This window comes from uncultured Leifsonia sp., from assembly GCF_945957465.1.
Lineage (GTDB): Bacteria > Actinomycetota > Actinomycetes > Actinomycetales > Microbacteriaceae > Leifsonia.
On the sequence record NZ_CAMFLC010000027.1, the window covers coordinates 1 to 20194 of the forward strand.

At 71.8% G+C, this 20194-nt stretch carries 21 protein-coding genes; 12 read left to right on the top strand and 9 right to left on the bottom strand.

The window, feature by feature from the left end; genetic code table 11:
* The 4 genes from Q0Q23_RS12620 to Q0Q23_RS12635 all read left to right on the top strand — a co-directional run.
* Nucleotides 1–1010 (top strand): cation diffusion facilitator family transporter (locus Q0Q23_RS12620; RefSeq protein ID WP_295124190.1); only part of this gene is annotated, 1010 nt, incomplete at its 5' end.
* Entirely contained in the window at nucleotides 1007–1621 is a 615-nt protein-coding gene (locus Q0Q23_RS12625; protein WP_295124193.1) for a cation transporter, read from the top strand. The genes Q0Q23_RS12620 and Q0Q23_RS12625, both read left to right, overlap by 4 nt.
* Before the next feature lie 155 nt (nucleotides 1622–1776).
* On the top strand, nucleotides 1777–1986 hold the full coding sequence (locus tag Q0Q23_RS12630; RefSeq protein WP_295124196.1) for a DUF1918 domain-containing protein: 210 nt from the start codon (nucleotides 1777–1779) through the stop codon (nucleotides 1984–1986).
* A 15-nt stretch (nucleotides 1987–2001) separates the two neighbouring features.
* Nucleotides 2002–3342, top strand: coding sequence for a phosphoribosyltransferase (locus Q0Q23_RS12635; protein WP_295124199.1), 1341 nt, complete (start codon nucleotides 2002–2004; stop codon nucleotides 3340–3342).
* Here the strand turns inward: Q0Q23_RS12635 and Q0Q23_RS12640 are convergent.
* Together Q0Q23_RS12640 and Q0Q23_RS12645 are read right to left on the bottom strand one after the other, a co-directional pair.
* Nucleotides 3339–4025 carry a BON domain-containing protein gene (locus Q0Q23_RS12640; RefSeq protein ID WP_295124202.1) on the bottom strand — a complete coding sequence of 229 codons (687 nt, stop codon included), beginning with the start codon at nucleotides 4023–4025 and terminating at the stop codon, nucleotides 3339–3341. The genes Q0Q23_RS12635 and Q0Q23_RS12640 overlap by 4 nt on opposite strands.
* A 363-nt stretch (nucleotides 4026–4388) precedes the next feature.
* Nucleotides 4389–5459: an alcohol dehydrogenase catalytic domain-containing protein gene (locus tag Q0Q23_RS12645; protein ID WP_295124205.1), complete on the bottom strand. Its 1071-nt coding sequence runs from the start codon at nucleotides 5457–5459 to the stop codon at nucleotides 4389–4391.
* Nucleotides 5460–5638: 179 nt separating this feature from the next.
* Here Q0Q23_RS12645 and Q0Q23_RS12650 point away from each other — a divergent pair, with 179 nt between their 5' ends.
* Both Q0Q23_RS12650 and Q0Q23_RS12655 read left to right on the top strand, forming a co-directional pair.
* Nucleotides 5639–6064: a hypothetical protein gene (locus Q0Q23_RS12650; RefSeq protein WP_295124208.1), complete on the top strand. Its 426-nt coding sequence runs from the start codon at nucleotides 5639–5641 to the stop codon at nucleotides 6062–6064.
* The gene (locus Q0Q23_RS12655; RefSeq protein WP_295124211.1) at nucleotides 6061–7482 is read left to right on the top strand and encodes an MBL fold metallo-hydrolase RNA specificity domain-containing protein; all 1422 of its coding nucleotides are present in this window, start codon (nucleotides 6061–6063) and stop codon (nucleotides 7480–7482) included. Before Q0Q23_RS12650 ends, Q0Q23_RS12655 begins: the two co-directional genes overlap by 4 nt.
* Here Q0Q23_RS12655 and mgtA read toward each other — a convergent pair.
* Together mgtA and Q0Q23_RS12665 are read right to left on the bottom strand one after the other, a co-directional pair.
* Nucleotides 7445–10090, bottom strand: coding sequence for a magnesium-translocating P-type ATPase (gene mgtA, locus Q0Q23_RS12660; RefSeq protein ID WP_295124214.1), 2646 nt, complete (start codon nucleotides 10088–10090; stop codon nucleotides 7445–7447). The genes Q0Q23_RS12655 and mgtA overlap by 38 nt on opposite strands.
* A complete protein-coding gene (locus Q0Q23_RS12665; RefSeq protein WP_295124217.1) occupies nucleotides 10087–10995 on the bottom strand; it encodes a universal stress protein in 909 nt (302 codons plus the stop codon). The genes mgtA and Q0Q23_RS12665 overlap by 4 nt, the downstream gene beginning before the upstream one ends.
* Between Q0Q23_RS12665 and Q0Q23_RS12670 the strand changes: the two genes are divergently transcribed.
* Entirely contained in the window at nucleotides 10979–11674 is a 696-nt protein-coding gene (locus Q0Q23_RS12670) for a flavodoxin family protein (protein WP_295124220.1), read from the top strand. The two genes, Q0Q23_RS12665 and Q0Q23_RS12670, sit on opposite strands and share 17 nt — an antisense overlap.
* Nucleotides 11675–11744: 70 nt before the next feature.
* Here Q0Q23_RS12670 and Q0Q23_RS12675 read toward each other — a convergent pair whose 3' ends face one another.
* From Q0Q23_RS12675 to Q0Q23_RS12685, 3 genes are read right to left on the bottom strand one after another with little or no spacing between them, the layout of a single operon-like run.
* A complete protein-coding gene (locus Q0Q23_RS12675) occupies nucleotides 11745–12206 on the bottom strand; it encodes a universal stress protein (RefSeq protein ID WP_295124224.1) in 462 nt (153 codons plus the stop codon).
* A 25-nt stretch (nucleotides 12207–12231) separates the two neighbouring features.
* Nucleotides 12232–12651: a pyridoxamine 5'-phosphate oxidase family protein gene (locus Q0Q23_RS12680; protein WP_295124227.1), complete on the bottom strand. Its 420-nt coding sequence runs from the start codon at nucleotides 12649–12651 to the stop codon at nucleotides 12232–12234.
* Nucleotides 12638–13552 (bottom strand): universal stress protein, encoded by a 915-nt coding sequence (locus tag Q0Q23_RS12685; protein ID WP_295124230.1) that lies wholly within the window; start codon nucleotides 13550–13552, stop codon nucleotides 12638–12640. The genes Q0Q23_RS12680 and Q0Q23_RS12685 overlap by 14 nt, the downstream gene beginning before the upstream one ends.
* A gap of 170 nt (nucleotides 13553–13722) precedes the next feature.
* Here Q0Q23_RS12685 and Q0Q23_RS12690 point away from each other — a divergent pair, with 170 nt between their 5' ends.
* The 4 genes from Q0Q23_RS12690 to Q0Q23_RS12705 all read left to right on the top strand — a co-directional run bounded on the left by Q0Q23_RS12690 (nucleotide 13723) and on the right by Q0Q23_RS12705 (nucleotide 18015).
* Nucleotides 13723–14715, top strand: coding sequence for a zinc-binding alcohol dehydrogenase family protein (locus Q0Q23_RS12690; RefSeq protein WP_295124233.1), 993 nt, complete (start codon nucleotides 13723–13725; stop codon nucleotides 14713–14715).
* A 13-nt stretch (nucleotides 14716–14728) separates the two neighbouring features.
* Nucleotides 14729–15628: a universal stress protein gene (locus Q0Q23_RS12695; protein ID WP_295124236.1), complete on the top strand. Its 900-nt coding sequence runs from the start codon at nucleotides 14729–14731 to the stop codon at nucleotides 15626–15628.
* Between the two features lie 180 nt (nucleotides 15629–15808).
* Nucleotides 15809–17374 carry a GAF domain-containing sensor histidine kinase gene (locus tag Q0Q23_RS12700; protein WP_295124239.1) on the top strand — a complete coding sequence of 522 codons (1566 nt, stop codon included), beginning with the start codon at nucleotides 15809–15811 and terminating at the stop codon, nucleotides 17372–17374.
* Nucleotides 17371–18015, top strand: coding sequence for a response regulator transcription factor (locus tag Q0Q23_RS12705; RefSeq protein ID WP_295124242.1), 645 nt, complete (start codon nucleotides 17371–17373; stop codon nucleotides 18013–18015). Before Q0Q23_RS12700 ends, Q0Q23_RS12705 begins: the two co-directional genes overlap by 4 nt.
* 67 nt (nucleotides 18016–18082) lie before the next feature.
* Here the strand turns inward: Q0Q23_RS12705 and Q0Q23_RS12710 are convergent, their stop codons facing one another.
* Together Q0Q23_RS12710 and Q0Q23_RS12715 are read right to left on the bottom strand one after the other, a co-directional pair.
* The gene (locus tag Q0Q23_RS12710) at nucleotides 18083–18844 is read right to left on the bottom strand and encodes an SDR family NAD(P)-dependent oxidoreductase (RefSeq protein WP_295124245.1); all 762 of its coding nucleotides are present in this window, start codon (nucleotides 18842–18844) and stop codon (nucleotides 18083–18085) included.
* 16 nt (nucleotides 18845–18860) lie between these two features.
* A complete protein-coding gene (locus Q0Q23_RS12715) occupies nucleotides 18861–19292 on the bottom strand; it encodes an Hsp20/alpha crystallin family protein (RefSeq protein ID WP_295124248.1) in 432 nt (143 codons plus the stop codon).
* A 144-nt stretch (nucleotides 19293–19436) separates the two neighbouring features.
* On the opposite strand from Q0Q23_RS12715, the gene Q0Q23_RS12720 reads away from it, so the two are divergent.
* On the top strand, nucleotides 19437–20153 hold the full coding sequence (locus Q0Q23_RS12720; protein ID WP_295124251.1) for a BON domain-containing protein: 717 nt from the start codon (nucleotides 19437–19439) through the stop codon (nucleotides 20151–20153).
* Nucleotides 20154–20194 lie beyond the last annotated feature (41 nt).

Sequence of the window (20194 nt, forward strand, 5' to 3'; positions counted from 1 at the left end):
ACGACCACGACCACGACCACGACCACGACCACGACCACGACCACGACCATCATCACCACCCGACGGGCTTCCTCGGTTTCCTCTACGGGCTCTTCGTCCCGCACTCGCACGACGCCGCCGACTCGATCGACGATGCCCTGGAGGCGAGCGTGGAGGGTGTCCGGGCGCTGAAGATCAGCCTGTTCGTGCTGCTCGGAACCACCGTGCTGCAAGCCGTCATCGTGGCCTTCAGCGGATCGGTCGCGCTGCTCGCCGACACGGTCCACAACTTCTCCGACGCCCTGACGGCGGTGCCGCTCTGGGTCGCCTTCGTGCTCGGCCGGCGCGCGGCCTCCCGTCGCTACACCTACGGCCTCGGCCGCGCGGAAGACCTGGCCGGTCTGTTCATCATCGCCGTCGTGGCCCTGTCGGCCGTCGTCGCCGCCTGGCAGTCGATCGACCGGTTCTTCCACCCGCACCCGCTGGAGAACCTCGGCTGGGTGGTCGTCGCCGGTCTCATCGGCTTCGCCGGCAACGAGGCGGTCGCGGTCTACCGCATCCGCGTCGGGCGGCGGATCGGCTCCGCTGCACTGGTCGCCGACGGCGTCCATGCCCGCATCGACGGCTTCACCTCGCTCGCGGTGGTGATCGGCGCGCTCGGCGTCATGCTCGGTTTCCCGCTCGCCGACCCGATCGTCGGCCTGCTCATCTCCGCCGCCATCATCGTGCTGCTGTGGGGCACCGTCCGCAGCATCGGACGCCGCCTCCTCGACGGCATCGAGCCGGAACTCGTGGAGCGGCTCGAGCACGCCCTGGAGGGGACTCCCGGGGTGACGGCGGCGCCGCGCGTGCAGCTGCGCTGGGTCGGCCACCGGCTGCACGGCAGCGCGCGGCTGGAGGTCGCCGCGGAATCCCTGGCCGACGCGCAGCGCATCGCGGCGACCGCTCGTGCGCACGCGACCGCGCACGTGCGCAACCTGGACGAGCTGCAGCTCGAACTCGCCCCGGCCGACAGCCGCGCACCACGATGACCGCCGTTCCCGCAGGCGCGGCGGAGCAGCGCCGGCTGATCCGGTTCGGCATCGGCCTGGAGGCGGTCACGCTCGGCTGGAACGTGGCCGGAGTCGTCGTGCTCGCGGTGCTCGCCTACACGAGCGCCTCGGTCGCTCTGCTCGGCTTCGGTCTCGACAGCCTCATCGAGATCGGCGCGAGCACCGTCGTGATCTGGGAGCTGACCGGAACGGGCGAGCAGCGGCAGCGGATCGCCCTGCGCCTGATCGGCGTGGCGTTCGTGCTGCTCGCCGGCTACCTGCTCGTGCAGGCGGCCGTCGTGCTGCTCGCCGGCCATCGCGCCACGCCGACGCCCGGCGGCGCGGGCTGGACCGCAGCGACGGCGGTCGTGATGTTCGCGCTGGCGTTCGGGAAGGCGCGCACGGGTCGCCGCCTCGGCAACCCGGTGTTGATCACCGAAGGGCGTGTGACGCTCGTCGACGGCATCCTGGCCACCGCGGTGCTCGCCGGCATCGTCCTCGACGGCCTGCTGGGCTGGTGGTGGGCGGATCCGCTCGCCGGGCTGGTGATCGTGGGATACGCCGTGCGCGAGGCCGCTCAGATCTTCCGAGGCGGCCTCCCGCTCGCGTGATCCGAGCGAGGCCGCACGACATCGGCGGCGAGGCCACGGCCTCGCCGCCCGGGGGACCAAAGACCTGGGCCCCCGGCCGGCACCCCGCTTAGCATCGGGCCAGCGCAGCGGGTCGGCGTGCGTCGACCCTCGAGCCGCCGGAGGAGTTGAGTGGGATGCAGGCGAAAGCGGGAGACTTCCTGGTCATCGCGTCGAATCAACTGGAGAAGCCGCCACGGGTCGGCTACATCCAAGAAGTCCACGGGGCGGACGGCGCGCCTCCCTATGTGGTCCGTTGGGAGGAGGACGGCCGCACCACGATCGTCTTCCCGGGGTCGGATGCCCACATCGAGCAGCGCGGCCGTGACACGGCCGACGCACGGTAGCCGGAGGCGGCCGCCGTGTTCGCCGATCGTTCGGAGGCCGGCCGCCTCCTCGCCGAACGGCTCATCCCGCTCGCGCACGAACATCCTGTGGTGCTGGGGCTTCCGCGGGGAGGCGTGCCGGTCGCCTTCGAGGTCGCCTCGGCTCTGCACGCTCCCCTCGACGTCCTCGTCGTCCGCAAACTGGGCGTGCCGTACCAGCCCGAACTGGCACTGGGCGCCATCGGCGAGAACCGGGTGCGGGTCCTGGACGACGACGTGCTCCTGATGACCGGCGTGACGCCGCAGGAGCTCCGCGACGTCGAGAAGCGCGAGCGAGCGGAACTCGAACGACGGGTCGCCCGCTTCCGCGGCGATCGCCGAAGCGTGCCGCTTACCGGCCGCACCGCACTCATCGTCGACGACGGGATCGCCACGGGGTCGACCGCACGGGCGGCGTGCCAGGTCGCCCGCGCCCTCGGCGCGACGCGTGTGGTGCTCGCCGCGCCGGTCGGGCCGCCCGACGCCGAGAAGCGGCTGCATCCCGAGGCCGACGAGGTGATCTGCCTGACGAAACCGGCCGACTACTACGCCGTCGGACAGGTGTACCGCGACTTCACGCAGACCAGCGACGACGAGGTCGAGAGGCTGCTCGCCCGCGCGGCGGCTCTCGCCGGAACCCCGGCGGACGACTCGCACCCGGCTGACGACTCGCACCCGGCGGACCCGGAGGTCTTCGTCGAGGCCGGTCCCGTCACTCTGGCCGGATCGCTCACCCTCCCGGACGACCCGACCGGAATCGTCCTGTTCGCCCATGGCAGCGGCAGCTCTCGGCACAGCCCGCGCAACCGCTCTGTGGCGTCGGTCCTCAACGACCGGGGGATCGCCACCCTCCTGCTCGACCTCCTCACCACCGAGGAGGAGCACGACCGGAGGCTCGTCTTCGACATCCACCTCCTCGCCGAGCGGCTCGGCGACGCGACGGCGTGGGTGCGGGAGTACGAGAGCACTGCGGGCCTGCCGGTGTGCTATTTCGGTGCCAGCACCGGAGCAGCTGCCGCCCTGACCGCTGCGGCAGCACCCGGCGCCGATATCGCGGCGATCGTGTCGCGAGGAGGGCGCCCGGACCTGGCCGGCGCGAGCCTGCCGTCGGTGACCGCACCCACACTGCTGATCGTGGGAGGAGCCGACGAAGAGGTACTGGAGCTCAACCGGCTGGCCCGATCACGCATGCGCGCCGTCACCCGTCTCGACATCGTGCCGGGTGCCACGCACCTGTTCGAAGAACCCGGGGCGTTGGAGACCGTCGCGAGACTCGCGGGCGCGTGGTTCAGCGATCACCTGCCCCCGCACGGCGAGAGCACTGCGTTCGGCGGTTAGCCGTTGCCGAGGTGCACCACGAGCCGGTTGTGCACCTGCGTCACGTTCGGCGACGACCATGCGGTCAGCTCGGCCTCGTGCTTCTCGATCCAGGAGCGCACCGTGCCGGTGAGCGTCAGCTCGTTCCCCTCGGCGGTGACGACGATGTTGCGCGCGTCGAGGGCGGCGTTACGGATGATCGCCTCGCGGACGCGGTGCTCGACGTCCTGAGCGTCGGGACGCCCGCTGAGCTGGATGCGGTTGTCCACGGCGTGCACGCCGTCGATCCTGCGCACGGCCTTCGCGGCAGCGGCACGCTGGTAGTTCCAGTCGACCAGGCCGCTCAGGGTGACCAGGTGCCCCTGCACCTCGAGGTGGATGCGCTCTGCCGGGATCCCCGACGTCCAGCGGAGCACATCGTTCACCGCCTTGGCCAGTTCGAGACCCTCGGGCTCGCCCAGGATGGAGCGCAGGTGCAGCTCGTCGTTGACCGCGACCACGCCGACCACCCGCTGGGCGGCCATGACGGCGACGGCGCGCTGGCTCAACGATGTGACCTCGCCGCTCAGCGTGACGACTCCTCCGTCGACCGCCACCCCGATGTGTGCCGGGTCGTCCAGCCCGGCCTGCCAGCCGAGCTCGGACTGGACGTCGTGACGGACCTTGAGGTCCGCCTCGGATTGGGTGACTGTTCTCGTGTTCATGCTGCAAGGCTGCCGCCCGGGACCCGGTCGTCACGAGGGGCGAAAGTCCCGCCGTTCGAACGCGAGCGAGAGGGCCGCGATCCGGCCGGAGCGGCGAGCGGAATCGGACGGCCGCCGCCGGGTACCGCCGGACATCCGCGGCACGGGAGCCCCTACACCCCGTGCCGCGGACCGGTCGCCGATGCGTGAACGATCGCCCCGCCTCGACCGCGGGTGCGAGTCGCACCGACGACTCCGGTCGCGTCGTCGCAGCCCCCCATTCGGAATGCGACGGCCGTTCGACCGGACGTGTCTCCGGCTTCTTCCATGATGGACGAGAGCGTCGGGAGGCGGTCGGGCCTTAAGTCCCTCCGAGCGCGACCCTCAGCCGAGGTCCGGCGTTCCCGCGGCATCCCGCTCCTGCACCTCGACCGGGAGCCCTGAGTCGTAGACGAAGACCAGTCGCGCGGGAACCTCCCCGGCCAGCACGCTCGCCACTGCGTCGTTCACATCGCGGATGTCGCGGCGGGCGGCCACCACGCGCGTGCGTCCCGCTGCGTGCAGCGCGAACACCTCGACGAGGTCCTGCCGGGTGCCGACGATGGACCCGATGATCGAGATCCCCTTGAGCACCGTGTCGAACACCGGCACCGTCAGGGTGCCGTCGGCGGGCAGCGAGACCAGCACGAGCCGGCCGCCGCGGTTCAGCGAACGGAACGCCTGGTCGAAGACCGTGTCCGCGACGGCCAGGACGATCGCGACGTCGGCGCCGCCCAGGTAGTGAATGGCGGTGGCGGGGTCGACCTCGCGCGCGTCGATCGCGTGATCCGCGCCGAGCTCGACCGCGAGATCCAGTTTGTCCTGGTCGACGTCGACCGCGACCACCTGTGCGCCCACGAGCCGCGCGTACTGCACGGCCAGGTGCCCGAGGCCGCCGATGCCGAAGATCGCGACCCGCTCCCCCGGGACGACGTGCGCGGCCTTCACCGCGGCATACGTGGTCACGCCCGCGCAGGTGAGCGGCGCGGCGTCGAGGGGAGAAACCTCGTCCGGAACCGGGACCGCGAACCGGGCATCGGCCAGCGCGTACTCGGCATAGCCTCCGTCGACGGAATAGCCGGTGTTGTACTGCTGCTCGCAGAGGTTCTCCCGACCGTCGACGCAGTAGCGGCATTCGCCGCACGCGTGCCCGAGCCACGGCATCGCCACCCGCTGGCCGAGCGTGCGGGAGGTCACACCGTCGCCGAGGCGCTCCACGATCCCGACACCCTCGTGCCCGGGGACGAACGGAAGTGTCGGCTTGACGGGCCAGTCGCCGTCGATGGCGTGGATGTCGGTGTGGCAGAGCCCGCACGCCTCCAGCCGCACGAGGATCTGCCCGGGCCCGGGAGACGGAATGGGACGTTCCTCGACGGTGAGGGGCTGGTGGAACTCGGTGACGACGGCTGCGCGCATGGCGGCTCCTTTCGATGTGGCGCCAGTCTCGTCCGCGGCCATGCGCCCGGGATGGGCCGAAGGTCCCCCGGCAGGTCCTCCGGCGGGTCCTCCGGGCAGGTTCTCCGGGGCACGGGTCTTTCGGCCCTGCGCCCGTCGGCGGCGGAGGAGGACGCTCGGACGGAGAGATCGGAGGAGTCATGAAACGCTGGATCCGCATCGTCCTGACCGTGCTCACCGCGCTGGTCGGAATCACCGCGATCGCCGGCGGCGTCGCTCTGATCATCGGCGCGGCGACCTCGTCGTCCGTCGGAGGCGCCGTCCCCGACCGCTCCTACCTGGGCGGGAGCCCGTTCACCTCGTTCATCGTCCCCGGCCTCGTGCTGGCCGTGATCGTCGGCGGAACGCACCTGCTCGCCTCCCTGCTCGTGGGGCGCGGGTCGCCGTCCGGGGCGTTCGCGACGGCGGTCGCCGGCTTCGGCCTGCTGATCTGGATCTTCGTGCAGATGATGTTCATCCCGTTCAGCGTGCTGCAGGCTATCTACTTCGCGGCGGGGCTGGCGGAGCTGGGATTCGTGCTGCTCGGGCTGGGGCTGCTCCGGCGCGACCGCGCGGTGACGACGTGACCGGGACCCTGCGGTTCCTGGGGGCGACGGACACGGTCACGGGCTCCCGCTATCTCATCGAGTCCCACGGCCGCCGGGTGCTCGTCGACTGCGGGATGTTCCAGGGGTACAAGGTCCTCCGCGAGCGGAACTGGAGGCCGTTCCCGGTCGAGCCGTCGAGCATCGACGCCGTCGTGGTCAGCCACGCCCACCTCGACCACACCGGATATCTGCCCGCGCTCGTCCGCGACGGGTTCCGCGGCCGCATCCATTCGACCCGCGGGACAGCCGAACTGAGCCGGCTGATCCTGGCGGACAGCGGACGGCTTCTGGAGGAGCAGGCCGCGTTCGCCTACCGGCACCACACCTCCCGGCACTCGCCGCCCCGACCGCTGTACACGGAACAGGACGCCCTCGACGCGCTGGAGCACTTCGATCCGCATCCCTTCGACGAGGAGGTCGACGTCGCCGGGCTGGCGAGCCGCTTCGTCCCCGCCGGTCACATCCTCGGCGCCGCACAGGTGCACCTCGACGTCGAGGGCACGCGGCTCCACTTCACCGGTGACCTGGGACGCCCGGACGACTCGCTGATGAAGCCGCCCCGCGCACTGGAGGCGACGGACGTCCTGGTGTGCGAGTCGACCTACGGCGACCGCGTGCACCCCGGCACGGACCCGGAGTGGCTGCTCGGCGAGATCGTGCGCGATGTCTGCAGCCACGGCGGCGTGGTGATCATGCCCGCGTTCGCGGTCGGCCGTGCCGAGACGCTGCTGCTGCACCTCAGCAGACTGCGGGCGCGGCACTCCATCCCGGACGTTCCCGTGTTCCTGAACAGCCCGATGGCCGTGAATGCGGCGGAGATCTATGCGCGCTACCCGGAGGAGCACCGCATCCCGGCGGCCGAGTTCGAGGCGATGTACCGGCTTGCGACCCTGGTCCGCACAGTCGACGACTCGAAGCTGCTCAACCTGCGCGGAGGCCCCGCGATCATCATCTCCGCGAGCGGCATGCTCGAGGGCGGCCGGGTGCTGCACCACATCGCCGCCTACGGGAACGACCCGCACAATGCGATCGTGCTCACCGGCTTCCAGGCCGGGGGCACGCGCGGCGACGCCCTCCGCCGCGGCGAGCGCAGCCTGCGGATCTACGGCCGCGATGTCCCGATCCGGGCGCAGGTGCATTCGCTCGACATGCTCTCGGCGCACGCCGACGCCGGTCAGATCCTGGATTGGCTGCGCACCGCGTCCGCGCCTCCGCGCGCCGTCTACGTGACACACGGTGAGCCGCACGCGGCCGACGCGCTCCGCACGCGCATCGACCGCACGCTCGGCTGGGAAGCGCACGTGGCCGAGTTCGGCGAGACAGTGGAGCTCTCGCCGACGACCGGGCCCGCGGCGGAGGTCAGGCCGCCCGCGACGCCCGCGGCGACCGCGTCGTGAACCGCGCGGCCCGGCGCGCCACCCGGTGCGGGTACGCCCGCTGGCGCACTGTCGGGGCCCGCGGCGCGCTGAGGCGCGCGTAATACCAGACCTTCGCGAGCTCCACCAGCACCAGGTAGACCAGCACGAGCCCGACGAGGGCCAGGAAGAACAGCGCGGGCAGGGGCGTGAACCCGAGGACCGCGGACACCGGGGAGTAGGGCAGCCAGGCGCCGACCGCGACGACGGCGAGCACCGAGACCGTCAACGGAACAGAGGCGCGGCTGCGCAGGAACGGCACACGGTGGGTGCGGATGGCGAACACGATGAGCGTCTGCGTCGCGATCGACTCGATGAACCAGCCCGACCGGAACTCGGGAGGCGCCGCCTGGAACGCGAACAGCATGAGTCCGAACGTCGCGAAGTCGAAGAGCGAGCTGATCGGGCCGAACAGGAGCATGAAGCGGCGGATGGCGCCGATGTCCCAGTGCGACGGCGCCGTCAGCTGCTCGGCGTCCACGTGGTCGGTCGGGATGGCCAGCTGGCTGGAGTCGTAGAGCAGGTTGTTGAGCAGGATCTGCCCGGGCAGCATCGGCAGGAACGGGAGGATCACCGAGGCGATCGAGGCGCTGAACATGTTGCCGAAGTTGCTCGACGTCCCCATCAGCACGTACTTGATGGTGTTCGCGAAGATGCGGCGACCCTCGGTCACGCCGTCGGCGAGCACGTCGAGGTCCTTGTCGAGCAGCAGGACGTCGGCGGCATCCTTCGCGACGTCCACCGCCGAGTCGACCGAGATGCCGATGTCGGCTCGGTGCAGTGCGAGCGCGTCGTTGACGCCGTCGCCGAGGAAGCCGACGGCACGCCCCTTCTGACGGAGCGCCAGGATGATGCGGGCCTTCTGCTCGGGCGAGACGCGGGCGAAGATCGTGGACGCCCGCGCGGCCTCGGCGAGCTCGGCGTCGCCCAGCGCGTCGACACGGTCGCCGGTGAGCGTCCCGAGGGTCGCCATCCCCAGTTGTGCGCAGACGCGCTCGGCCACGACGGAGCTGTCTCCTGTCGCGATCTTGACCTCGACGCCGAGCTCGGCGAGGCGCTGCAGCGAGGCTCGCGCGTCCGGTTTGACCCCGTCGATGAACGCCAGGAACCCGCGCAGCGTCAGACCGGCCTCGTCGTCGGGGCGCAGCGCGGTCAGGCCGCCGGCGGTCCGTGTCGCGATCGCGATGACGCGCGAGCCCGCCGCATACAGACCTTCGAGCGCGGCAGCGGCCGCCGGGTCGGCGACCGTGCAGAGCGGCAGCACCGACTCCGGCGCGCCCTTCACCACCACGATCGCGGGCGACCCGGTCGCCGCCACGAGGGCGGCGGCCCGCCGTCGCTCGTGGTCGAAGGGCAGGACGTCCAGCCGGCGATACGCCGAGAGCGGCGCGGAGGCCGCCTCGTCGCTCTCCCAGAGCGCGGCGTCGAGCGCGTTCAGGCCGACCGTCTGCGGCGCGGACGGGTCGGTGTCGGTGGCGAGGAGGCCGAGCAGCAGCACCTCGTCCGCTCCGACGCCGTCCAGCGGCACCGGCCGGTCGAACACGATACGGCCGGTGGTGAGCGTCCCCGTCTTGTCGGTCACCAGGAGGTCGAGGTCGCCGAGGTCTTCGATGCACACCATCCGCTTCACCAGCACCCGCCGTTTCGCGAGCGCGCGCGACCCGGCCGCGAGACTGGTGCTGACCACGGCGGGCAGCAGCTGCGGCGTGATGCCCACCGCGATGGCGAGCGAGAACAGCAGGGACTCGATCAGCGGCCTGCCGAGCAGCAGCGCGGCCACGAAGATCAGCGTCGTCAGGATGAGCGCGACCAGCAGGAGGAATGTCGAGAACTGCCCGAGCCCGCGCTGGAACTCGGTCTGCGGCTCCTGCGCGCCCAGCCCGACCGCGATCCTCCCGAACTCGGTCCGCCCTCCGGTTGCGACCACGACGCCGGTTCCGCCGCCGGCGTGCACGACCGTGCCCATGAGCGCGCACGATGCGAGATCGCCGACGCCCGCGCCTTCGGCCACGGCGCCCACGGCCTTGGCGGTGGCCCGCGCCTCACCGGTCACGATGCTCTCGTCGCATTCCAGCCCGGTGACCTCCACCAGCCGGAGGTCGGCCGGGACGACCGAGCCGACGGCGAGGACGACCAGATCGCCCGGGACGAGCTCCGTCACGTCGACGCTCCGCCGAGTCCCTCCGCGAACGACCACGGTCGTGTGCCGCAGCCGGTCGTGCAGGGCGTCCGCCGCCCGCTCGGCCCGGAACTCGTTGACGAAGCCGAGGCCCACGCTGATCACCAGGATCACGGCGATGATCGACGCCTCCGCCGCCTGGCCCACGAACGCCGAGATGATCGCCGTCGCGAACAGCAGGATCAGGATGGGACTGCGCACCTGGCGTCCGAGCACCCGCCAGGGGCGCGCGCGATGACCGCGCACGGCGTTCGGGCCGAAACGGGCGAGCCGGGCCGCGGCCTCCGCGTCGGTCAAGCCGCTCGCGGTGGTCCCTGCGGCCGCGAGCACGTCCGGCACGTCCTGGCAGGCGGCTGCCCGCACCGGGCTCGGCGTGGCGGCCGGAGCCGCGGTGCCGAGCGCGCCGCTCATCCGACCTCGCGGTGGGCGCGGGCGATCACGACCGGCACCCGGACGTTGAAGAGCACGTCATGGCTGACCGACCCGAGCATGATCCGTTTGGCGCTGCGTCGATTGTGCGTTCCCACGACGAGCATTCTGTGGCCTTCCGCGGCCGCGACCAAGCCCCTCGATGGGGAGGCCTCGACGACGTCGGCCCGGACGTCGATCGTCGGCCGCAGCTCGCGTGCCGCCTCCGCGGCCGCGTCCACGATGCGCTGCCGACGGTCGCCGAGCGACCGCTCCGGAACCAGCCCGGCCAGCAGAGGGTTGGCCTCGTAGCCGACGCAGACGATCCGCAGGGGCTCGTCGAGCGCAGCCGCCTCCTCGGCGGCGAGCGAGACCGCCGGCTCGGAGGAGAGCTGGCCGTCCACTCCGACGACGACACCGATGCCCGACCGGTCCCAGCCGTGCGGAACGACCGCCACCGAGCACGCCGCCGTCGCCGCGACGCGTGTGGCGAGCGATCCCGCGAACGCCCGCTCCCGATCGGCGCTCGACCGCGCTCCGACCACCAGCAGGTCGGCGTCGCGCGAAGCCCAGGCGAGCTCGGTGCCGACATGGCCGTAGAGGTAGCGTGTCGAGACGTTCAGCGACGGCCGCGGCGCTGCGTGCGCCTGCGACCCGCTCAGCGCACGAGAGCGCGCCGGCGCCCGTTCCGCGATGCGCAGCGCGGACTCCCGCGTCGCGTCCAGCAGCGACTTCGCGGCCAGCACGAGCAGGTCGCCCGGCTGGTCGGACGCGTCGCCCCAGCTGCGCTCGATCACGAACACCAGTTCCAGCCGTGCTCCATCGCGCACGGCGCGCTCGGTCGCCCACGTCAGTGCGGCCCGGTGCTCCGGCTTGCCGTCCACTCCGACCATGATGGTGTCCGTCATCGTGTCCTCCCGAGGTCTCGTCGGCTCCAGCCTCCCCGTCGCAGCGGCGGCGGCGCAGTGCCGAAAGTCCCACGTGACTTTCGGCCCTGGCCCGGCCGAGCCGACCCGCGGGACGCTGGACGGCATGAACGAGTCCGCTCCGGTCGCACACGCGGCCATCGTCTACGAGTCCATGTTCGGCAGCACGCGACAGGTGGCCGAGGCCATCGCCGAGGGTCTGCGCGAGTCCACGACGGTCACCGTCGTGCGCGTCAAGGACGCGCCGGAGACGTTCCCCGACGTCGACCTCCTGCTGGTCGGTGCCCCGACCCACGCGCACGGGATGAGCCGGCCCGCCACGCGCGTGGAGGCCGGGAAGTGGAGCGACGACCCGGACCGCTCGCTGGTGCTCGAACCGGACGCCGAAGGCATCGGCGTGCGCGAGTGGCTGGACACCTGCGGCGAGCCGCCTGCGCGTTTCGCGGCCTTCGACACGCGGGCCGACATGACCGAGCTCTTCACCGGCTCCGCCGCCTCGGCCATCGACAAGCGCCTGCACCGGCTCGGCTCGCGCCGGCTCGCGCACAAGCACAGCTTCCTCGTCGACAAGGACAGCGTCCTGGTGCCCGGACAACTCGACGAGGCGCGCGCGTGGGGGCGGGAGCTCAGCGCGGCGCTGCGGTCGGTCGCGATGGTGTGACGCCCCTCCCGGACGGCCTCGTTCGACGGCTCCCCGCCGCTCAGACCGACGCCGACCAGACCCCCGCCGCTCAGACCGACCCGTGGATCACCAGCACCGGGCAGTCCGCGTGCTCGACGACCGAGCGGGAGACCGAGCCGAGGAGGAGCCCGGTGAAGCCTCCGAGGCCGCGGCTGCCGACGATCAGCATCTCGGCGTCCTCGGCCTCGGCGATGAGCTGGCGCGCGGCCGATCCCGAACGGATGACCGTCGAGTACCAGTCGGGCCGCTTGGTGCCGAACACATCGCTCGCGGCGTCGTCCGCGATCGTGCGGGCATCGCGCTCCGGGTCCCAGCCGCCCATCACGTAGCCGGGCCACGACGGCGGGTACTCCCACACGGTGACGCCGACGAGGCTGCAGCCGAGCCGTTCGGCCATCCGGGCGCCGCGCCGCAGAGCGGACAGCGACTCGGCCGAGCCGTCGACGCCGACGACGATGCGCCCCCCGGGGTGGATGCGGTCCTCGGTCTCGGCGATCGGGGTGTCGGTCATCTCGTTCTCCTTCCGGGAGTCGGTCTCACCAGCGGTCCGGCTCCGGCTCGCGCCGGAACCGGCGGCCGGTCATCCGGTCGATCTCGATCCGGACGTAGCGGTACTTGAGGGTGGGGATCCAGGGTTGGAGCGGCAACGTGTCGGCCTCGTCGATCTCGGCCTGGTGCTCCAGCTGCCTGGCATGCCCGTGGACGATGACGCTCCACGCCTCGTCGTCGGTCCAGCCGTCGGTCTCGAACGCCACGGTGTCGTGCACGGTCAGCTCGAGCAGCTTGGTCCCCGGTGCCGTGCGGATCAGGATGCTCGACCCGTCCGAATAGAAGTTCACCGGGTAGATGTCGGGCTCGCCGCCCACCGCTGTCGCGAGCCTGCCGAGGCTGGCGCCCTTGAGGACTTCGCGGCACTCGTCACGGTCCAGTTCGCGGACCGGGTCATCCGAAGACATGGCTCTCTCCTTCCGTCTCCGGCTGCTCCGCGCCGGCCTCTCCGACCGACGGGGCGTGTACCACGATCGTCGGCGAGGACAGGTTGAGCAGCACGTCGTAGGCGACAGCGCCGAGGCTGCCGAGTTGCGCCCTCTCGCGCCGCGAGTCGCCGATCACCAGCAGCTCTGCGGTGCGGGCGAGCTCGTTGAGCGCCGCGCCGGCGGGACGGCGCACCACCCGGCTGCGGATCACGATGCCCGGCTGCCGGGCACGCGCGCGGGTCACCGCCGATGTCAGCACTCCCCTGGCCTCGTCGTCGCGCCGCAACTGCCAGTCGCGGCGCTCGTCCGCGGCCTCCGCATCGAAGGGGAGGTGCGCCTCGGACGAGCGCACCGTCGTCAGCTCGCAGTGGTGATCGCAGGCGAGGTCGGCGGCCAGGTCGACCGCGGCCGCCCCCGCCGGGGTGTCGTCGACACCGACGATCACGCCCCGCCTCATCCGCGAGGCGGCCTCGGGAATGATCGCGACAGGGCCGGTGGCCAGGTTCGCGAGCTGGAGGCTGCGCGAGCCGAACGCCCGCCCGTAGTGGAATCCGGTCTTGTGGGTGCCGACGACGATCATCGTGCCGGGAACGCTGAAGGAGGCCAGCTCTGCCATGGGGCTTCCCATCCGCAACTCGCCCGTGATCTCCACGTCGCCGCCGAGCGAGCGGGCGTAGGCGAGATCGTCCGCCAGGCGTCGCTGGGCGTCATCGTCGACCTCGTCGATGAGCTGCGAGCCGACCGCCCCCCACTCGTCGTCGGCCACGTGGACGAGCGTCACCCGGGCGCCTCGCCCGCGCGCACCCGCGACCGCCCACCGGATGGCCGCGCGGGCCGGGACCGATCCGTCCACCCCGACGACGTATCTGCGGATCTCCATGACCTGTACCTCCGCTTGCAGTTTCACGGAACGGCCCGCGCCACGAAGGGTCCTTAGTCCCGTGGGACCTTCGGCCCGCCGCGCACGGGCGCCGGCCGCTTGACTCGGTCGCGGAACGACGGGGACCCGTGGGGAACGACAGGAACCCGTGGACGGTCGAGGAGGATGGCATGAGAGCGTGGCGGACGACCGGGGCGGTCGGGGGCCTCGAACAGGCGGAGGCTCCGGTTCCGGAGCCGGGACCCGACGAGGTGCTCGTGCGGGTGGAAGTGTGCGGGATCTGCCGCACCGACCTCCACGTGATCGATCACGAGATCCCCGTGCACCGGCCGTCGGTGACACCGGGTCACCAGGTGATCGGGACGATCAGCGACGTCGGCGCCACCGTCACCTCCTTCGTGCCGGGCGACCGGGTCGGGGTGGCCTGGCTGCGACGCACCTGCGGTCAGTGCCGGTTCTGCCGGAGCGGCGCCGAGAACCTCTGCCCGGACTCCGAGTACACCGGCTGGGACGCCGACGGCGGGTTCGCGGACTATCTGGTGGCGCCCGCCGCCTATGTCTACCCGATCGCGGCGGACGCCGACGCGCTGGAGACGGCTCCGCTGCTGTGCGCCGGGATCATCGGGTTCCGCGCCCTGATGCGGGCGCAGCTCCCACCGGGCGGCACCCTCGGAATCTACGGGTTCGGGTCGAGCGCGCACGTGACCGCACAGCTCGCCCTGGCCGGCGGCGCCCGCGTGTTCGCGATGACCCGGGGGGTGCGCAACCGCGCTCTCGCCCAGGAGCTCGGCCTCGATTTCGTCGGCGAAGAGGAGGAGACGCCTCCCGAACCGCTGGACGCCGCCATCGTCTTCGCCCCGGCCGGCGGCCTGGTGCCCGTGGCGCTGGAGGCGACCGCCAGCGGAGGGACCGTCGTCCTCGCCGGCATCGAGATGTCCGACCTCCCTCCGTTGAACTACACCGACTCGCTGTTCCGGGAGCGCGACCTGCGAACCGTGACGGCGAACACCCGCGAGGACGGCGAACGCTTCCTCGCGCTGGCCCGCAACCTCCGGTTGCGCCCGACCGTGACGGCTGTGCCGTTCGACGGGCTGGCCGACGCCATCGACGATCTGCGACGCGGGAGGGCCAGCGGTTCGCTGGTGCTCCGGGTCGCCTCTTAGAAGGGAACGGGCGATGCCCGCACGCACAGTGGTCTGCTGGAACGGCTCCGCGGCCTCCGAGGTCGCGCTGGCCTGGGCGCTCCGCCGCTCCCGCGACACCCGCACGACGATCGAGCTCTTCGACGTGGTCGACTCCGCGCTCTTCCTCGGGGACGACAACGCCCGCGACCGGGCGACCGAGCAGGAGGAGGACCGTCTCGACTCCCGGGTCGAGGAGCTGGCGGTGTCCCATCCCGGCGCCGTGAGCGGCACGGAACTGCTCGTCGGCGACCCGCTCGACCTCCTGGCGAAGCAGACGCGCGGCGACACCCTGGTGGTCGTCGGCACGCGGCACCGCGTCGGGCCGCGGTTCCGGTACGGCTGGTCGCTCGGTGCGCAGCTGGCGACCGCGGCGGCCGGTCCGGTGGCCGTCATCCCGGTCGAGGAACCGGAGGCGGCACAGGCCCGCTCGGGTGTGGTGGCCGGCGTGGACGGCTCCGACATCGGCCGGCTCGCCCTCGCCTACGCGGCAGCGGAGGCCGAGGCGCTCGGGCAGCCGTTGACGGTCGTCCACTGCTGGGTCGCGCCGTTGTCGGAACAGCCGCTCGTGGTCCCCGACGACGCGTTCATCACGTCGCAGGAGACCGAACGCCGGGAGTTGCTCGACGACCAGGTGCGTACGGTGCGCGAAGCGCATCCCGGACTCGCCGTCACCTCCGTGCTCCTGCGCCAGAATCCGATCTCCGGCCTGCGGGTGGAGTCGGAGCACGCCGCCATGCTGGTCGTCGGCAGCAGGAGGCTGACCGGGTGGAAGCGCGCCTGGCTGGGTTCGGTCTCGCACGGGCTGCTCCTCGACCTGGCGGCGCCGACGATCGTGGTGGGAGATGAGACGGTGGTGCCGGTGCCGCCGGCGGGGGTTAAACTCAGCGCGTGAGGGCGGGCGCCCGCCGACGCCGGCCCGGTCGTAGTCGTCGCCGAGAGGAGGCCCGCGATTCCGGGCGATGAGCCGATCACGTTCCCCGACGCGCCTCGGGCGGAGCTCGACCGCGCCCTCGGCGAGCTCGTCGAGCAGGCCAGGAAGGTCCTCGACACCCAGGGGCGGCTCCGCGCCCTGGTGAGGGCCAACCGTGCGGTCGTCTCGCACCTGGAGCTGCCTGTCGTGCTGCGGACGATCGTCGAGGCCGCCGTCGAACTGGTGGGCGCCCGGTACGGAGCGCTCGGGGTGATCGCCGAGGGCGGCGGGCTGGAGCAGTTCATCCACGTCGGGATGGGTGACGAGGCCGTAGCCCGGATCGGTCACCTCCCGGAAGGCCACGGACTCCTCGGCGCTCTCATCGACGACCCGCGGCCGATCCGGCTCGACTCGATCGCGGACGACCCGCGCTCCTCCGGCTTCCCCGACGGCCACCCGCCGATGACCGCCTTCCTCGGCGTCCCGATCGCCGTTCGCGACACCGTGTTCGGCAACCTCTATCTCACCGATCCGGTGGCGGGCGGGTTCACGGAGGACGACGAACAGCTCGTGAAGGCCCTCGCCGCCAACGCAGGCTTCGCCATCGACAACGCCAGACTGTTCGCCGAGACCGTCGCCCGCCAGGCGTGGAGCGCCTCCGCCGCCGAGATGACGACGACCATCCTGGGAAGCGACTCGGCGGGCGCGCACGAGGAGTTCGCCGATCGGGCCGCGACGCTTCTCGGCGCGCGCGCGGTGTTCGTGCTCGAACCCCGCGGCCGCGACAACGCCTACCGCGTGCTCGCGTCCAGCGACGAGGCCCCGCATCCGGCAGAACTCGTGATCGACAACGAACGCGTCCACAGCGCCGTCGAGGGATCCCAGCCCACCCGCCTCGACGAGCTGAGCGGGCTCGGCGCGGCCGGCGGGGGCGAGGCGGGTCCGGCGCTCGTCGTGCCGTTCGACGGACGGGCGGGCGACCCACAGGTCCTGGTCGTCGTCCGCCGGAGCGATGCCCGTCCGTTCTCGGCTTTCGAGCTCGAACGCGCGGTGTTCTTCGCCCGGCAGGCGGCCATCGCGATGGAGCTCGCCGACGCACGCGCCGACCGGGAACGGGTGGCGCTGCTGGAGGACCGGGCGCGCATCGCCCGCGACCTCCACGACCACGTCATCCAGCAGCTGTTCGGAGCCGGGCTCGAACTGCAGAGCATCGAGTCCGAGCTGCCGCCCGGCCGGGCGGCCGAGCGGATCGACGCCACGGTGAAGTCGCTCGACGACACCATCGCGCAGATCCGCACGGCCATCTTCGCGCTCTCACGCCAGCGCGGCGGCGGCGAGAGCCTCCGCCACCGTCTGCTCGATATCGTGCAAGAGGTCGGCGACGCGCTCCCGCACCCGGCCACCGTGTCGTTCTCCGGCCCGGTGGACGTCGTCTGCGACGCCGAACTGGCCGACGACATCGCCGCGTTCGTACGGGAGGGGCTCACCAACGTCGTCCGCCATGCCGGCGCCGACACGGCGACGGTGGAGGTCGTGGCCACAGCGGACCAGATCACCGTCGACCTCGCCGACGACGGCACCGGCATGGGCGAGACCCGACGCCGAAGCGGCCTCCGCAATCTGTCCGAACGCGCGGAGAGCAGAGCGGGCGTGCTCGAGCTGGAGTCGACGCCGCAGGGCACCCGTCTGCACCTGCGCCTGCCCGTGCCGACCGAAGGGGTGCGATGACCACGACACCGATCCGCGTCTTCCTGGCGGACGACCACGAGATCGTCCGCCGCGGCATCGCCGCCCTCATCGACGCACAGGATGACATGGAGGTGGTGGGAGAGGCGGAGACCGCCGCACAGGCGCGGGCGCGCATCCTCGCCGTGCGACCGGACGTCGCCGTGCTCGACGTGCGGCTCCCGGACGGCAGCGGCATCGACGTCTGCCGCGCCGTCAAGCAAGCCGAGGCCGGCATCCGCTGCCTGATGCTGACCGCCTACGACGACGAGGACGCGCTGCGGAGCGCCATCATCGCCGGGGCGGACGGCTACGTGGTCAAAGACATCCGGGCCAGCACGCTGCTGGAGGACATCCGGTCGGCGTTCCGCGGCAAGCGCCTGATCGATCCCCGCATCGCCGGCCGGGTCGCGGCCACGCTGCGCGAACCGGCGGACGACCCGCGATTCGCCTCGCTGGGACTCCGGGAGCGGCAAGTGCTCGCGCTGATCGCCGACGGCCGGACCAACCGCCAGATCGCCGAACGCCTCGGCCTCGCCGAGAAGACGGTCAAGAACTACGTGAGCTCGCTGCTCGCCAAGCTCGGCCTCGTACGGAGGACGCAGGCCGCGGTGCTCCACCTCGAGCACCGCGGCCACGCCTGAGCCGGGCTTCGGGTTCCCGCTCAGTTCCCCCGTTCTCCCCGTCCCCCGGCTCTTATCGTGTTCGGGCTCAGATCACCGACCAGCCCGCATCGCTCGGGAGGACGACGCCGTTGACATTGGACGAGTCGTCGCTGAGCAGCCAGGTGATGGCCGCAGCGAGCTCCTCAGCGGTGGCCGGCTGAGGCACATTGGTCTGCATGTACGGCGCCATCCGCTCGCCCGCGAAGGCGGAGCGGAACTCCGCCTGGATGTTCGTCATCGTCGCGCCCGGCGCCACCGCGTTGCAGCGGATGCCCTTCGCTCCGTAGAAGAACGCCGTGCTGCGGGTCAGCCCGTTCACCGCGTGCTTGGAGGCCGTATAGGCCGCACCGGCGGCCGAACCCCGGAGAGCCGCCTCGGACGAGACGTTGACGATCGTCCCCGAGCCGCGCTCCAGCATGCCGGGCAGAACGGCCCGGGTGAGCCGCATGACCGCCGTCAGGTTCACGTTCAGCACGCGGTCCCAGACGGCGTCCTCGACCTCCGCCGGCGGCAGGAAGTCGTCCATGATCCCCGCGATGTTCGCGAGCGAGGTCACCCGTCCGTCGGCGATCAGCATCAGCTCGGCGACGATGTCCTCGTCGCTCACGTCGCCGGCGAAGGTCACCAGGCGGTCGGACCCGAACTCGTCCGTCAGCGCCGTCAGGCGCGGCTCGCTGATATCGGTCGCGATGACCGTGGCGCCCTCGGCGAGCAGCCGGACGGCGGTGGCCCGGCCGATCCCGGAGCCTGCGCCCGTCACGATGACGCGGGCGTCCGAGAAGCGGCCCTCGACGATGTGCGTCGACATGGTGCGCGGCCGCCCGTCAGGCTTTCGATCCCGCGGTGATCGGGATCTTCGTCGGTGCGGGCAGCGGCGCGAACGGCACATCGACCTTCAACACGCCCTTGTCGAACGTGGCGGCGATCTTCGCCTGGTCGCTCTGCTGCGGCAGCAGGATGCGACGGTAGAAGCTCTGACTGGACTCGCGAACGACGTACTTCTTGTCCTTGTCCTCCTCCTTCTCGTGCTTCTCCGCCTGGATCACGAGCGCTCCCTCGTCGACGTTCACGGTGACGTCGCTCTCGTCGAAGTCGGGAAGGTGGACTTCGACGACCAGTTCCTTGTCGTCCTTCGTGTAGATGTCGGTCGTCGGCAGCTTGGTGCGGCGTGTGCCGAACATGCCGTCCTCGAAGAAGTCCCGCTCCATCCGGCTGAGCTCGGCGAACGGGTCGAAACGGACCAGATTGCGTGCCATGACGGTGTCCTCTCTCATCGATGTCTGTGAATGACGTCGCTACGCTACGTCGGTGCGCCCGCGGGCCGGAGGGCCGAAAGTCCCGCGCGCCCACGGGACCTTGGACTCATCCGGCGCCGGGACGTTCGGCGGACCCTGGAGGGCATGAGCATCAGCAACGCACCCGAGTCGCACGCGCCGGCATCCACGCCCGCCGCCCGGACCTTCAGCGATCTGGCGGTCCGCCGGGCCGTCGAATCCGAGCTCGCCTGGACTCCCGACATCACCGCACCCGGCATCGGGGTCGCCGTCGACGGCGGCGTCGTCACCCTCACCGGAGAGGTCGCCACCCTCCACGAGCGCATCGCGGCGGTGGACGCCGCGCAGCGCGTCGCCGGAGTGCGCACGGTCGCCGACGAGCTGCGGCTGCCCGACACGGCGGCCGAGCCGCACGGCCGCCGTCTGGCGGCGGCCGTCGACGGCATCCTCGCCTGGACAGCCGGTGTGCCGCACGAAGGCATCCGTGCCGACGTCGAAGGCAACCACGTGATCCTGACGGGCGAAGTGGAGTGGGACGCGGAGCGCGCGGCGGCCAAGCGTGCGGTCGAGCGCGTCGCGGGCGTCCACTCGGTCGAGAACCGCATCGAGCTCACCCGCAGGCCGCACGCGGACGACGTCGCAGAGGAAATCCGGAACGCCCTCGTCCGCAACGCGATCCTCGACGCCCGACGGATCGTCGTGACGGTCGACGGCGACGAGGTCACCCTGACCGGTGCCGTCAGCTCGTGGACCGAGCACCAGCAGACCATGCGGACCGCCTGGTCGTCGCCGCACGTGCGGCAGGTGCACGACCGGCTGCGGGTGGAGCCGAAGGAGATCTGAGCGCGCCGGGCCGGGCGCGCTGCGGGCTCAGAGCCGCGAAC